The 15308-nt window shown below is 43.1% G+C and carries 9 protein-coding genes and 1 pseudogene; 1 reads left to right on the forward strand and 9 read right to left on the reverse strand.

What is annotated here, in order from left to right:
* Positions 1-9: 9 nt before the first annotated feature.
* From RSK81_RS11995 to essC (RSK81_RS12010), 4 genes are read right to left on the reverse strand one after another with little or no spacing between them, the layout of a single operon-like run.
* Positions 10-933: a hypothetical protein gene (locus RSK81_RS11995; protein ID WP_315686942.1), complete on the reverse strand. Its 924-nt coding sequence runs from the start codon at positions 931-933 to the stop codon at positions 10-12.
* 18 nt (positions 934-951) lie between these two features.
* Positions 952-3126: a hypothetical protein gene (locus RSK81_RS12000; RefSeq protein WP_315686943.1), complete on the reverse strand. Its 2175-nt coding sequence runs from the start codon at positions 3124-3126 to the stop codon at positions 952-954.
* A 17-nt stretch (positions 3127-3143) separates the two neighbouring features.
* Complete coding sequence (locus RSK81_RS12005) at positions 3144-3512, reverse strand: hypothetical protein (protein ID WP_002927305.1); 369 nt, start codon at positions 3510-3512, stop codon at positions 3144-3146.
* Between the two features lie 24 nt (positions 3513-3536).
* The gene (gene essC, locus RSK81_RS12010) at positions 3537-6338 is read right to left on the reverse strand and encodes a type VII secretion protein EssC (protein ID WP_410530909.1); all 2802 of its coding nucleotides are present in this window, start codon (positions 6336-6338) and stop codon (positions 3537-3539) included.
* 171 nt (positions 6339-6509) lie between these two features.
* Between essC (RSK81_RS12010) and RSK81_RS12015 the strand changes: the two are divergent.
* Positions 6510-6919, forward strand: a pseudogene (locus RSK81_RS12015) (transposase); the annotation flags it as partial.
* Between the two features lie 73 nt (positions 6920-6992).
* Here the strand turns inward: RSK81_RS12015 and RSK81_RS12020 are convergent.
* From RSK81_RS12020 to essC (RSK81_RS12040), 5 genes are read right to left on the reverse strand one after another with little or no spacing between them, the layout of a single operon-like run.
* Positions 6993-7358 carry a hypothetical protein gene (locus RSK81_RS12020; RefSeq protein WP_004190317.1) on the reverse strand — a complete coding sequence of 122 codons (366 nt, stop codon included), beginning with the start codon at positions 7356-7358 and terminating at the stop codon, positions 6993-6995.
* A gap of 45 nt (positions 7359-7403) precedes the next feature.
* The gene (locus tag RSK81_RS12025) at positions 7404-8363 is read right to left on the reverse strand and encodes a hypothetical protein (protein ID WP_004190318.1); all 960 of its coding nucleotides are present in this window, start codon (positions 8361-8363) and stop codon (positions 7404-7406) included.
* Entirely contained in the window at positions 8363-10393 is a 2031-nt protein-coding gene (locus RSK81_RS12030) for a hypothetical protein (RefSeq protein ID WP_004190321.1), read from the reverse strand. The genes RSK81_RS12025 and RSK81_RS12030 overlap by 1 nt, the downstream gene beginning before the upstream one ends.
* A 20-nt stretch (positions 10394-10413) precedes the next feature.
* Positions 10414-10860, reverse strand: coding sequence for a hypothetical protein (locus tag RSK81_RS12035; protein WP_004190323.1), 447 nt, complete (start codon positions 10858-10860; stop codon positions 10414-10416).
* A 44-nt stretch (positions 10861-10904) separates the two neighbouring features.
* Positions 10905-15308: a type VII secretion protein EssC gene (essC, locus tag RSK81_RS12040; RefSeq protein WP_315686945.1), complete on the reverse strand. Its 4404-nt coding sequence runs from the start codon at positions 15306-15308 to the stop codon at positions 10905-10907.

Consider the following 15308-nt stretch of genomic DNA (forward strand, 5'->3'; position numbering starts at 1 on the left):
ACCTATGGCTTAATGCTGATCCCACCAAGCTTCCATCTCTTGATAAGAGTTGATGGGGGTTTGTTCTCCCGTTTTAGGATCGGTTGCTATCACATCTATCTTATCTTGACCGATCGGCGCAAACCAATGACGCATATCCTCAAAGACAGACTCTTTTGTGTTTTGCCCCTTTCGCAAATATACTTCAAATATTTTTTCTTCCTGCACTAGTTTCACCATCTCTGGACATTCCTGATACAAATTGATATTAGCTGTCTTAGGCAATTTCTCTTCACTATCAAGCTTAGAAAATGAGAGAGTCCAAGATATTATACCTGAATGGTAGGGCGTCATAGCATCACTCAAATTAGTATACATAAATCTCATTCCTAGCTCCTCACTATAAGTCTTGGCGTCAAAATCGCGAGGAGCTTCTTGGAACTTCTCTGCCTCTATATCCCAAAAGAGATAACGGCCATTGCGACTATCAGGTTCTTCTTTAAGAGAAACCAACACAGCGACATAATCTTTCCCATTATAGTATACAGGATCATAGCCCCAAGGTTGAAGCTTATGATCATATCTATATAGCTCCTTATAAAGATCAATCTTACGTTTCTTAAAATCCTTCGTACGCAGGTCATGTAGAATCAGATACCAATAATCTCCCTCTAGCTGATGATTATTATTGCCAAGACGTTCCTGCATCCTACGCTCCTGATATACCAGATAGTTTTGAGTAGGCCTTGCGCCAGTTTCGCGACCTTCTTTGTCCAGGCCAACAACATACTGTTGCTTATCACCGAATAATAATATCTTATCCACTTTGGTTGAATAATCATCATACTTCACTTCATCCTTTTTTGCAGTGAGATTGTTGTATATGATTATTGCAGAAAAAATAGAAATTAGAAGGAGGGAGGTGATGACCCATTTATTTTTTATCCATTTCATATTATCTCACTTTCTAGGCTATTTTTTTGTAGCCGAACTATCAAGTAGCTGGTCATAGTCCTCATGAAGCTTAGAAAGAAACTTAGAGGGATCCTTCCCAAAATAAGTTCCCAATTCATCTTGTCTAGTTGCTTTCTTAATCCCTTCCCAGTACTCCTTAGTTGTAATTTCTGTCATATCACTTGGATTTGAAGATGGTTCTAAAGAATTGACAATCTTAAAGTCACGCTCACCACCACCCTCAAGGAGCTGACGGACATTAGAAGCTAGCTGACCACCAGATCTACTAGTCTTCATTTTGTCAATATAATCATTCAAATATTTTATAGCTTCTTCAGATTTACCATCCCCTATGGCCTCTTTGATTTCCTCAGTCGATCCATAGAGATGATCCCCCATTTTCTGGCGGAAGAAGTGGGCCCGATAGCCACTCTCCTGAATATCCTTCACTTCCATAGCAGACTGCAAGTCAAAGGCTGGAGCATAACGAACACTAATTGTTTTTCCGTTTATCTCTGCCGAATTTCCTCCTACCCCAAAGAGAGTGCCGTTTAGTCCACTTAAGTTTTCTTGTTCTTTTGCATTAAGTTTTTGGGATGTATCTATATAATCAAACAGGGCGCGTGCGGTATTACCGCTGAATCCAAAACTATTCTTTGCATTCTTGTTTTCAATTAAATCCTTAAAGTTCGTTACCGTTCTAGCTCCCGTACTCATATTTGTAGAGTAAGAGAGTCGCGCCAAGTCTGATGCGACTGCAATACCAACTGAAACGGGAGTAGGCGCAAAGACGGAGGCTGATTTTGCAATATCCGTCACAAAGTTTAACAAAGCTTTATCTCTCTCAGCTTTCAGACCTTGAAGATTTTGCAGAGCTTTGTCACCCTGAACGCCATTTTCATCAGCATAGTGATAAGTATTGATAGTAGTTACTTTGCTAGTATTCCCATCATTTGTTTCTTCCAATACAAATTCCATCTGATTATCATTTGTAAATTTCAAGCTGCCCTTTTTAAACATATTAGCACTACGGTGTTTATACTCTCTAGACCCAGTCCATACGCCTCCGATTTCATAAGCATATAGACCCTCAAACAAACTGGTTAGTGCTGCTGTACGATTTAAGCGATTATTGATTTCCTGCAGTTTAGCCTGTGAGTTCTGCCATTCCTGACTATAGCGAAGCAGGTTTTCTTCTGTTGGATTTTCTGGAAATTTCGCTTGTTCCTCTAATCCTTGCCCAATCATTAAGAGACCAATCTTATCACCTGCTTTTGTTAGTTTCTCCATATAGATGCTCGCTTTGTCCTTATCTTGGAAACTCACTCTATAAATAAAGGTCTCAAGATCTTCCAGACTCTCCCCTGGTTGCATAGCTCTACCGGTAACTTCTTTGAAAATCACCATAGACATAGCATCACTCACATTAGTAGCATCAATATCCCCTAAACTTTCAAATTTATTTTTAGAAGCATAAATAGCTTCAACAACAGCTGCATCTCCTGTATCCTGAACGGCATCTAAAATCCCCATATCAGTGGCTTTTAATTGATTATTGTGAATCATACTTAAAACCTTGTCAACACTAAGTGTAGTTAAAGCTTGGGCATTTGTAATTATTCCTTCAAATCCTTTGAATAGTTCCTCAGCAGATTGCATGCTAGACTTAAAAACTTCATAAGAAGTTTGGATAGAGCCGTCTGTAGTTGTCCGCTGTTTAGCTGAATCTTCTAATCCTTGCTTTGTCTTAGTGATATCATCTGTCAGATTGATACGGTCTTGATCTAATAAATCTGTCGCTGTATTTAAAACCGACTGAAAGCCTTGAGATATAGCTTCAACTTCTTTAGACTGTTCGCCTTTCAGTTTAGTAGCAACCCCATCTGCCCCAGAACCTCCATCTAGTGACCAAACTAGATTTTCAAAACCCAATCCCGTTAAATCGTCTGCATAATTTTTTACTTTTGTTCCAAAATTTCCTATTTCATGAGGAAAATGTGTGAAAATCTGAGACTGTAAAATATTTAATTTTTCAAGGTATTTGTTGACAGCATCAGCTTTTTGACCTTTGCTTTTAACAACTAACTGCTGATTAGCAGTTGCCAAAGTTGATTTATAAGTATTTGCAATATTTTTTACACCACCAGCATATCTATCAATATCTGGTATTCTTGCAACAGTGACTTTACTCATCTAGCTCTCCTTTATTTTTAATTCTTAGCATAGGAAATGGAAAAATCTAAACTAGTGATAAGATCTTCTAACTCATCCCGCTCTATTCCCAAAGATGATATCTTAGATTCTAAAGCTGTAATAACTGGATCTCTCTTGCTATTAAACAAACCTGTCAAATCAGTTAATAGCTTTTGTTCATCGGTCGTCATCTTTTCATATTTAGTTCCATCTAAATGATAGGTATCAGCAATAGAATCATTGTCAATCAGTTTATAGGAAATCTCAGTATTATAGCTTTCTAGCTTATTTTTTGCTGTTGTCAATGCATCAATTTTATCACCAACTCTTTGTAATTTAGAAAGTGCAGCAGTTCTTTCTGCTTGGAGTTTTGCTTTTTCTCCCATTTTACATCATCCTTTCATTTATTGTCATTTCATAATGACCTTTATTCTACTAGCTAAGTTATCAGCTGTGTAATAGTGAACTTGACTAGGCAATAAACCTTCTCGAAGAGGCTTATTATTAACACTAATAACTACCTGATCATTTATCCTCATACTCAGCAAAGATTGTTTATAACTTCTCGCTTTTCTTGATACCGAATCAGTCTGTCTGTTAAGGGAAGGATTTGCCATACAAACACTTCCATAACCAGCTTTTATTCCTTTATCCAGAACAAATTCTAAAATTCCAAGAGCTGATTGTGATAGTTCCTCGGTTAGTTCTGTCATATTATAGGCAATAACAGTCGCTACGTGTTGGGTATTTTGTTTTTCTAATCTGGCATGAATTTTCTCTTCGATTCCCGTAATCATCAATTCTATAGCTTCTTTTCCACTGACTAACAAGACACCTTCTATCTCTGGTATAGAATGATACTTCGGCGCTAGCACAATTACCTTCTGCTTGCCTCGTGCAATATGTCGAGTCAAAGCACTCATCTGCTCTTCTTTATCTGTTAAGTAGAGAAGATTGCCCTTAGATAGGTTCCAAGTAATTGGTTCAACCGTCTCCATATCCAGTCCCAGAGGTACCAAGCCCTGCTCATAAGCAGCTTGGACACTAGCCCGGCTATAGAAGTCCGCCTCAGTCAACTCCTCTGGTACCATTGGAATGGCACTTGGGCGCTGTCCGGTCCAAGCTTCTTGGAGAGAAGCGACTTCTTGACGCAGGTTGTTGAGGACTTGCGCATCATTGGCACCCGCTACTGGCAAAGCTAGCTGGATAACATCAACTTCATCACGCTTCATAAGCGCCCGGCCCTTGATGTCTTCCATGGTTTTCGCAAGAGGGGTAGAGCCCACGATCGAGCGGACTTCTCCTACATCATTCTGCGGCAGACTCAGCTGGTGCTTGAAGTTGGCATAAAACTGCGCCCGAAGGTTGGACTGACGGCCCGCTGTCACCAAGAGGTGAACACCGATGCTGAGACCTTCACGGGAGATCCGCACTAAGAGCCTGAAGAGCTCCGCTTCATAGGCCTCTTCCTTCATGGACTCATAACTGTCCAGCAGGATGACGATGGCCGGCTCTTGCTGACCGCTAGCCTGACGGTAGAGCTCCAATGTCCCAACACCGTAGTCGGACAAAAGCTTCTTACGCCGGTTGAGCTCCCGCTCCATGATGCGTACAAACTTGGCAATCTTCTCCGTCTGATCCAAAAGCAGGGTATCGGCCACCTGCGGTAATTGCCCCAGCGGTGCCAGACCATTGGTCCCGAAGTCCATCAGGTAGAGCGTGACATCTTTGGGACTGAACTTGCGAGCCAAGTCCATGGCCGCACTTTGCAGGAAGGTTGTCTTCCCCGTACCAGGACTTCCGTAGAGCAGGATATGCCCATCCTTGGACAGATTGACAGAGACAGGCTCTTGCTTCTGCGCCTGCGGAATATCCGCTATTCCCAGAAGGACAGAGACAGGCTTCTTTTGCTCCCAGGCTTCCTGCGGCTGGATCGGTTCCAACTCTTGCAGAGTCATCCGCTCTTTAAGCGGCGGCAGCCATGGCTGTGGTACTGGAGGAATCTGCTGGCTCTCTGTCAGCAGTTGAATCTGACTGACAATAGCCTCCAGCTCTGTCGGTACTTCCTTGATATCCTCGGCTAAGTCGAGACCTGACAGGTCTTGATTGAGCACCTCATATTGGCCTAGGTCGTTGATCAGGTAGATGGTATGGTCTTCAATTCCCATCTCGTCCTTATCCGGCTGGTAGTCTGCCCCTGACCAGGCTGACTGGAAGAGCTCATAGACTTCATTATTGCCGACCTGCAGATAGGCCCGACCTGTCTGGGTGATCTCTGCCGCATCTGGCGTCTTAAGCATTTCCATCGAATCCGTCCGGTCTGCCACCTTGAGCGCCAGCTTAAAGCGGGAGTTGGACCAGATCTGGTCATCCACCACCCCAGAGGGCTTCTGAGTAGCCAGGATCAAGTGGACCCCAAGGGAACGTCCGACCCGAGCGATGGATACCAGCTCCTTGATAAAGTCAGGCTGGTTAACCTTCAGCTCTGCGAACTCATCCGAGATGAGGAAGAGATGGGGCAGGGGTTCGGTTGCTTCCCCGTTTTTAAATTTCTTTTGATATTGGTTGATATGATTGACTTCAAACTCTCTGAAGAGTCGCTCCCGACGGTGAATCTCCGCATTGATGGAAGCCAGCGCCCGCATGGATTGGGCCCCGTCCAAGTTGGTAATGGTTCCCAAGAGATGGGGCAAGTTCTTGAAGAGGTTGGCCATTCCCCCACCCTTGTAGTCGATGAGCAGAAAGGCCACATCGTGTGGGTGGAAGTTGACAGCCAGACTCAGGATATAGGATTGGATAGTCTCTGACTTACCAGATCCGGTTGTCCCGGCAATCAGCCCGTGCGGGCCGTGAGCCTTTTCATGCAGGTTGAGGTAGACCAGGTCTTCCTTGCCCCGCAGGCCGATCGGCACTGCCAAACTCTTATACGGCGCATTCTGTTGCCACTTTTGCAGGACTTGCAGGTCCGAGAAGGTCTCTGCCCCATACATCTCCATAAAGGTCACCGTATCAGGGATTGAGCTTTTGAGATTCTGTAAGTGATTGAGCGGCGCCAAGGTCCGAGCGATTTGCTCCTTGTCATAGCCTTCTGGGAAATGATCCAAGCGGAAATCAATCTCTCTGAGGATTCCCTCTTCCATGACTAACTGACCAGTGTTGCGGTCCTTGATATTGACAACCGTCTTGATATTCTCCGACAGCGAGCTCATCACATCCTGTACGAAGATCAGTGAGCAGCCCAGGTCAGTTATTTTATTTTTTTGGAAATAGCAGAGCAGATAAAGGATTCAAAAAATATAGAGTTTTCAAAGTACTAAAAGGAAAATGTCCTTGTTCCATTATACCATACGAGAGATAGGACGGGGAATGGAAAGAAATGAACGAGACAGGATAGTCGGAAACTAAGTCATAAACGATTTTATCGTCCAACTTTTCGCATGCACTTGGCCAATAGAGAGATTCTGAAAAAGCTACTTTCTTACTCTCAAGAACTCCGAGAACACTATGAAATCTATCAACTCTTGCTTTTTCATTTTCAAGAGAAACAAGCTGATCATTTCTTTGGTCTCATTGAAGATACTATTTCTTGTGTAAATCCTATCTTTCAAGCTGTTTTTAAGACCTTTATGAAAGATAAGGACAAGATCTTGAACGCGCTGGAACTGCCCTACTCAAATGCAAAACTAGAAGCTACTAACAACCTCATCAAAGTCATCAAGCGCAACGCTTTCGGAACTTTGACAACTTTAAAACTAGAATCATCATCGCTTTGAATATCAAAAAGGAGAGGACTTTTTGGGAACCCACTACAGTTGACAAAGAGCCAAGAAAACCACCTGAATTGATAATTCAGGTGGTCAATGAAATTATGGAAGTTTATAGTCTTCTTTCATTTGTTTTGATACATTATACTGCTTTTTCTGTGCAGGAGTCAGCCTAGCTTGTGGATTAGAATAAGTAAACATCGAAGTCTCAGTAGCAATTCCTGTAGCTAAGTCGTTATCCATTTGCAAAAAATAATAAGCTACTTGATTTAAATATACATCCAGAGAATCTACTGTGTTTACTAAATTAGCACTCATTTTGTTAAGGGTGTCCTCTGCTCCCTGCATAGATTCTGTTGCAGAGGATTGGATTAGCCCTGTAATTTCTCCCTCAAATCTTTTATTCATCTCCTGCATACTAGTTTTGAAGGCTGTTAACTTTTCAGCATCTATCTCTTTACGACTCATCTATATATCCTTTCTATTCTCAGTAAAAATATTGTTGGATAGAGTTTACATTCTATATTTAGGAATCCCTTCCTCTTTTTTATGATAATATTTAATAAACTCTTCTTGGCTGTTGACAATATGCTCTTGCCCATCTATTGAGCTTTCTGCGGGTATTGTTACATTTTCGAATAAATTGGTCCCTTTTTTATACAGCAGCTGATAAATCGGCATGTTGTTTTCGATACTTGGCTTATCAGCCAGGACTACAATTGAGCCATTGTTATCTTCTACAAGCTTTGCTGCATCAGGATACTTTTGACGGATAAGGGCATCTTTATCCAACTTCCCGCCTGCAGAAACACCAGTTTCCCAATTAAGCATGAAGTAGTCTTTAGATTCGGGCAGTAAATTATAAAAATTTGTTGCAGTAGCATATTGCTCATAATCTTGTTCCTTACCTAATTCTACAATCTTTCCTTTTTCTAGGTCAATCGACTTTGTGACAAGAGAACCATCTTTGGCATTTTTTAAATGAATGTCCAATAACTCTCGCCCCTCACTGATATAGATTATAGAGGCAATTCTTGTAGGAATATAGTCTGAATCGTAATCTCGAGTCATTTTAAAAACATCGTATTCTTTGGAAGGAAAGCCTTTCTCTTTTATATCATAGACTGCAATCTTCCAATACTCGTCTTCAAGAGGTTCATTTCTTAGGGGAGTTAACGTGAGCAATTTATTATACTCTTGTACAATCTTCGTTTGCCCAACAACAGGGGCTCCCAAAGTAACAGATGTAGAATTCTCTGTAATCCAATAGTCAAGCAGATTATCATAATCCCACTTAATCACCAAGGCTTTCCCGTTCTCAATATATTTATAATCTGCAATTTTTCGCTTTAATAAGAAAGTAGAATATGGTTTTATATATCTGTTTTCATAGTATTTGTAAGCTAGATAAGGTGAGACCAAAAGAACTGCAACAAATGCGATAATAAATGCAGCCTTTTTCGAAATTTTCATTATTGAGCCTCCCGATATTTATTATTTGCTAAGTAGTTATCTACAAATCCTTCCCTCCCTTTCGGAAGCTTGTCAAGGGCATTGACAAGCCCGCGGAGTTGATTTTCATCCATCTTTTCAATGGTCAGACTAGACTGTCCTTTTAGATATTCCTGAACTTCTGGACTTGTTGTCTTATCTATAAGTTTCATATATTCTTCCATACTTGTATTTGTAATCCCTGATTCGAAATATTGCTTAACGCCATACTGATTTAAATATTCCTCTCGAAGATAGGCATCATAATCATAGTAATTGCTTATATCTATTTTTAATACTTTAGGAGTATTTGTAGGAACATCTCCCTTCCAAACATCATACTTCGGAACATTTTCTTGAATCAATGAGATTCCGCCCTTACCTGTAAGCCTGTTAATAACTTTCATGCGTGCTTCTAGAATTTCTTTATTTTGTCCACTTAAGTTATCTTCATGTTTTTTCCATGCAGCTAGTAATCTACCTGTACCAGTAGTAAATTCTTTCACAGGTATTTCTTTACCTCCTATTTTAATTTTTTCAGGAACAGCACTTCCCACAGTAGCAGCTCCCCCACTCAGATCAATGGAAGAATCCACTGAGTTTAGGATAGCTTTAAAGGCTCCTAAGGCCACTTTTGTTGGTTTTCCTCCAGGGACGAAATCAGCTGCTGCATTCAATATATTCAAGAAATTATGCATCCCTTCTTTTTCTTTCTTCTCTACACTATCTCCTAACCCCTTAACTGCTTCCGAAAGAGCTTCGTCACTAACTGTTTGTGAAATACTGCTACTATAACGTTTCGTTTTTAGAACTCCATCTTGATTTTCTGTTACTTCAAATTGAATAACATCATTTTCTTTCCCTAAATCTAGAATTTTAAAGCCATATTCCGTATGATGAGTATACATTGTACTACTACTATAATTGCTAGATGTGCTAGTACCTATATTTAATTCCTCCACAGACTGAAGTAAGCCATTAAATTTATTGATTGCATTCAACCTTTTCTTCAGCGCAAGCATTTCTGGACTGTTTTCATCATATTTAGCCTCTTTCAGACCTGCTTGAACGGCTATCAAATTTTTAGCATACCCTTTATTAACTTCTTTTAGATTTTTTATATGAGCCTTAGTGGTTTCAACATCTAGTTTCCCAAATGAATCAAAATAACGTTCAATTTTATCTTTATCATTCTCCTCTACAGCAGATGAAATCTCCATAGAAATAATCAAGTAACCACTTTGACTAATTGTTTTTGGATCGATTTTACCTGTTTTTTCTAAATTACCTTCCCAAGCTGCAAGCATGATTTCGGCATCTGCTTCATTTTGAATAAAATCCAAGTAATCAAGTTTTTCAACCGTTACAGCTTTATTTTTCATAATATTATTGTAAGTTCTTTCTGGACCTGCTGATATAATAGCTTGAGCATTTTTTATCACACCAGCCAAGTCTTCGAAGGCTGCCTTACCTGTCTCAGCTATTGTCTTTAAAGCATCATCCGCATCCGAAATGCCTTGATGAGTAGTGTTACGAGCATTAACTTCATCATTAATGAAACCCTGGGCTCTCTCATCATATCCTGTGAAATCAACGGTCCCAAAACCTAATGCCTCTTGTGCTTCTTCCATCAAAGATTTTAAGCCATTTTTCTTGGCAATCATCTCTTCATACTGAGGGCCTTTTAGTGTATTAACAATACCGTCAATAGCACCTTTATCAGTATAGGCAAATTTGCCAAACCCTAGGCCTTGGACAGTATGACCAAATTCTGAAACTCCTTCTCCATAAGCTTTTAAAGCTTCTGGGGCTTGTTGAAAGACTTGATCCTGCAAAATATTTAACTTACCAAAAAAGGCTTTAATCACCTCTCCTCTTTGGCCTCCTACACGATCCGTAAACGAGCGCTGCGTTTGTGCAGCTGCCGCTGTCAGTGCGGCTGAAAAGCTCGTAATTGATTCCCCATAGCTTTGAATACCGCCCAAATTGTGCGCTTTAACACTATAACTCATCTGTCGTCACCTTCTCTATTCTATTTTGTCTTAAACGTTGGCGTTTTAAGTAAGCTATTTAAGCTATTATTTTGATATTCTTCCCATTCACTAGCCACAGCTGCCGAAATCTGAGATCCTAAAGAGGCGATTTCAAGCTTCAATAATTCCACCATCGTATCACGTTTTGTATCCAATAAAGTGGATAAAGTTTTGATATCAGTTTGTTCTTGTTTTCGCTCTTCATCGTACTTATCTCCAGCTACGCTACCTAGAGAACCATTAATACTAAAGTTCATACTTCCAATCGTGCCTATTGAACCATTCAATGCATTGGTTACCTGCTTATCATCAATATTGCAGGAATATCCTTCTAATCTACTCTTGATGGCCTCCAATCGTGCTTTTTTGGCTTTCAAACCTGCTGACGCTCCAAAAGGATTACCAGGAAAAGTCATAGGGGTATATAAATAATTAAAACCGTTCATTTTGTTTCCTCTCTATTTTATAATTTGGTTTAAAATAACTGTTGTTATTTCATCAAAACTTTAATCTTGTGTACCGTATTATCAAGAATATAATAATGAGTCTGTAAATCTAAGATGCCTTCACGAATCGGACGGTTGTTAAGAGAGCTAAAGACAGTTTGCTCGCTTATACGCATAGCCACCAAAGATTGTTTAAAGCCTCTTGCAATCTTAGATGCAACATCTATACTGCGAATAATATTTGGAGAAGTCATTGCGATAGAAGCGTAGCCAGCTCTTAATCCTTTCTCTAAGACAAAAGCTAATCGTCCTTGATCCACACTATCAAGTTCTGTCATCAATTCTGTCATTTGATAGATTATCACTGTCGCTTCATGCTTATTCTTACGTTCCTTAGTTCGTATTGTAATACGTTTTTCTATATCTTCAAGAAGCTCTGAAACTTTTTGGGATCCATTCGCTAGGATTACGTTCTCTTGCTCATTCAAATTATGATAAGTAGGAGCGAGTATAATTACACGCTGCATCCCCCTTCGAATTTGATTTACAAAAGCAATCATTTGACTTTCTTGTTCTGTTAAATAAAGAAGATTTCCTTTATTTAATTGCCAATTAACAGATTCAACCGTCTCCATATCCAGTCCTAGCGGTACTAAGCCCTGCTCATAAGCAGCTTGGACACTAGCCCGGCTATAGAAGTCTGCCTCTGTCAACTCCTCTGGTACCATCGGAATAGCACTTGGGCGTTGTCCAGTCCAAGCTTCTTGGAGAGAAGCGACTTCTTGACGCAGGTTGTTGAGGACTTGCGCATCATTAGCACCCGCTACTGGCAGAGCCAGTTGGATAACATCAACCTCGTCACGCTTCATGAGCGCCCGACCCTTGATGTCTTCCATGGTCGCCGCAAGAGGGGTAGAGCCCACAATCGAGCGAACTTCTCCCACATCATTCTGTGGCAGACTCAGCTGGTGCTTGAAGTTGGCATAAAACTGCGCCCGAAGGTTGGACTGACGGCCCGCTGTCACCAAGAGGTGAACACCGATGCTGAGACCTTCACGGGAGATCCGCACTAAGAGCCTGAAGAGCTCCGCTTCATAAGCCTCTTCCTTCATGGACTCATAGCTGTCCAGCAGGATAACGATAGCCGGCTCTTGCTGACCGCTAGCCTGACGGTAGAGCTCCAATGTCCCAACACCGTAGTCGGACAAAAGCTTCTTACGCCGGTTGAGCTCCCGCTCCATGATGCGTACAAACTTGGCAATCTTCTCCGTCTGATCCAAAAGCAGGGTATCGGCCACCTGCGGTAATTGCCCCAGCGGTGCCAGACCATTGGTCCCGAAGTCCATCAGGTAGAGCGTGACATCTTTGGGACTGAACTTGCGAGCCAAGTCCATGGCCGCACTTTGCAGGAAGGTTGTCTTCCCCGTACCAGGACTTCCGTAGAGCAGGATATGCCCATCCTTGGACAGATTGACAGAGACAGGCTCTTGCTTCTGCGCCTGCGGAATATCCGCTATTCCCAGAAGGACAGAGACAGGCTTCTTTTGCTCCCAGGCTTCCTGCGGCTGGATCGGTTCCAACTCTTGCAGAGTCATCCGCTCTTTAAGCGGCGGCAGCCATGGCTGTGGTACTGGAGGAATCTGCTGGCTCTCTGTCAGCAGTTGAATCTGACTGACAATAGCCTCCAGCTCTGTCGGTACTTCCTTGATATCCTCGGCTAAGTCGAGACCTGACAGGTCTTGATTGAGCACCTCATATTGGCCTAGGTCGTTGATCAGGTAGATGGTATGGTCTTCAATTCCCATCTCGTCCTTATCCGGCTGGTAGTCTGCCCCTGACCAGGCTGACTGGAAGAGTTCATAGACTTCATTATTGCCGACCTGCAGATAGGCCCGACCTGTCTGGGTGATCTCTGCCGCATCGGGCGTCTTAAGCATTTCCATCGAGTCCGTCCGATCTGCCACCTTGAGCGCCAGCTTAAAGCGGGAGTTGGACCAGATCTGGTCATCCACCACCCCAGATGGTTTCTGAGTAGCCAGGATCAAGTGGACCCCAAGGGAACGTCCGACCCGAGCGATAGATACCAGCTCCTTGATAAAGTCAGGCTGGTTGACCTTCAGCTCTGCGAACTCATCCGAGATGAGGAAGAGATGGGGCAGGGGTTCGGTTGCTTCCCCGTTCTTAAATTTCTTTTGATATTGGTTGATATGATTGACTTCAAACTCTCTGAAGAGCCGCTCCCGACGGTGAATCTCCGCATTGATGGAAGCCAGCGCCCGCATGGATTGGGCCCCGTCCAAGTTGGTAATGGTTCCCAAGAGATGAGGCAGGTTCTTGAAGAGGTTGGCCATTCCCCCACCCTTGTAGTCGATGAGCAGAAAGGCCACATCGTGTGGGTGGAAGTTGACAGCCAGACTCAGGATATAGGATTGGATAGTCTCTGACTTACCAGATCCGGTTGTCCCGGCAATCAGCCCGTGCGGGCCGTGAGCCTTTTCATGCAGGTTGAGGTAGACCAGGTCTTCCTTGCCCCGCAGGCCGATCGGCACTGCCAAACTCTTATACGGCGCATTCTGTTGCCACTTTTGCAGGACTTGCAGGTCCGAGAAGGTCTCTGCCCCATACATCTCCATAAAGGTCACCGTATCAGGGATTGAGCTTTTGAGATTCTGTAAGTGATTGAGCGGCGCCAAGGTCCGAGCGATTTGCTCCTTGTCATAGCCTTCTGGGAAATGATCCAAGCGGAAATCAATCTCTCTGAGGATTCCCTCTTCCATGACTAACTGACCAGTGTTGCGGTCCTTGATATTGACAACCGTCTTGATATTCTCCGACAGCGAGCTCATCACATCCTGCACGAAGATCAGTGAGCAGCCCAGGTCAGTCGGATCCTCAGTAAAGAACTCCATGATGATATGGTCGAGAATCAGCTTTTCATCTGTGATCAATACCACATAGTGAGGGCTGTAGAGTGTCGTCTCCTGCCGGGTAGCTTCTTCCTTCTGCGCCTTGCGCAGTTTTAGGATTTGATTCAGGCTGTTTAGGACCTGATCGTGCGTCCGTTGGTTATAGACAAAGCCACGGACATTCAGCTCTTGTAGAGTCGCATGCGGTAGCCAGCGCAGCCAATCCCATTGGTCGCGCTCCTCCTCTGGCATGATGGTAATGACCTGCACATCGTGATAGGAGTGAAAGACCGCTAACTGCATGACCAAGAGCTGGAGCTGTTCCAAGACCAGATTGCGCGGACCGATATAACCGACCGGTCCATGGCTAAGATTAGCTACGATAGGAAGATCGGGAATTTTCTTATGCCGAGTGTAGAGAGCATAGCCCTCCTCTTCCAGCGCATCTTTCTTTCCACTCCGCTCCTCTTGACCATAGGTCAGCTTATAGGAGGTTGGCACCTGGCCAAGTCCCAAGCGATAGTAAAGAAAGTCAAAGTGAAGCGGTGTCTTCTCGTAGATGCGGTGGCTGTAGTCTGTCACCAGACCCGTCAGTTCGTTAATGTTTGGAAAATGGTAGAGCATGCCATCACGCTGCTCACGTTCCAACTTGTTCAGCTCAATAGCCTTGTCTTTTAGATAGAGGTGATAAAGATCGATGCGCTCTTTCTTGTCTTCCTTGAACTTCTTGCGGTTTTTGAAGAAACCTCGAACCGAAAAGATAGCACTGGCGATTGACATAGTAACTGTAACGAGGATATAGATCCCCCGCGGCTGAACTAGTGTAATCAATACCGTCACCCCAACCATAAGGAGCGGCGGCACAATCAGCCTCAAGAGCTCATCATTGGGCTTTTGAGGCTCCTTGCTTGGCGGAGCAATCTGAATCTTGTCCTCTGAACTCCGATAGATAATCCGCGGTGAGCGGTGATAGTCTGGATAGTCTGGATAAAAACCATGGCGAGAAGCCCCCCGCAAGGTCAGGTTAGAGCTGACCGTAGCTGGACCAATCACCCAGATTTCTTCTGGATAGACCTTGAGGCAGATACCTTCTATGCTTAGCTCGTCGCCGGCTTCCAGCTGAATTTGGTCCCCTGTCCACTCAACGTGATTGAGGTAGACTTGACCTCGCATCTTGGTCAAAAGCCAAGAATCATTTGTTCGCTTCAAGAGCAACTCCAAAGGCGCTTCCAGACTAATAGCTGCTCCCTTCTGGTCGCTGATGAGTAATTCTTTTCTGTCCAGCAGGTCGTAAACGGCCGGTTCTGAATCAGATTGATACAAGGTGAGATTACCCAGGGTCATACCGTCAGTTACGACACCCGTTTCTTCCCCCATCTGATAAAAGACTTGCTCTTTAGCTAGCTGAAGCTGGATAGGAGTCTCCTGATGGGGCAGGTAAAGCTGGGCCTTCTCACTCGCTGCCAAGAGAACTTTCTTGTCCTCTGTCAGCTGCAGCTCATAGCGCAGATGGTCTGTATAGATGATGATTGTCTTGCTCAT

It is taken from the genome of Streptococcus sp. DTU_2020_1000888_1_SI_GRL_NUU_041A (assembly GCF_032387735.1).
Classification (GTDB): Bacteria; Bacillota; Bacilli; order Lactobacillales; family Streptococcaceae; genus Streptococcus; species Streptococcus sanguinis.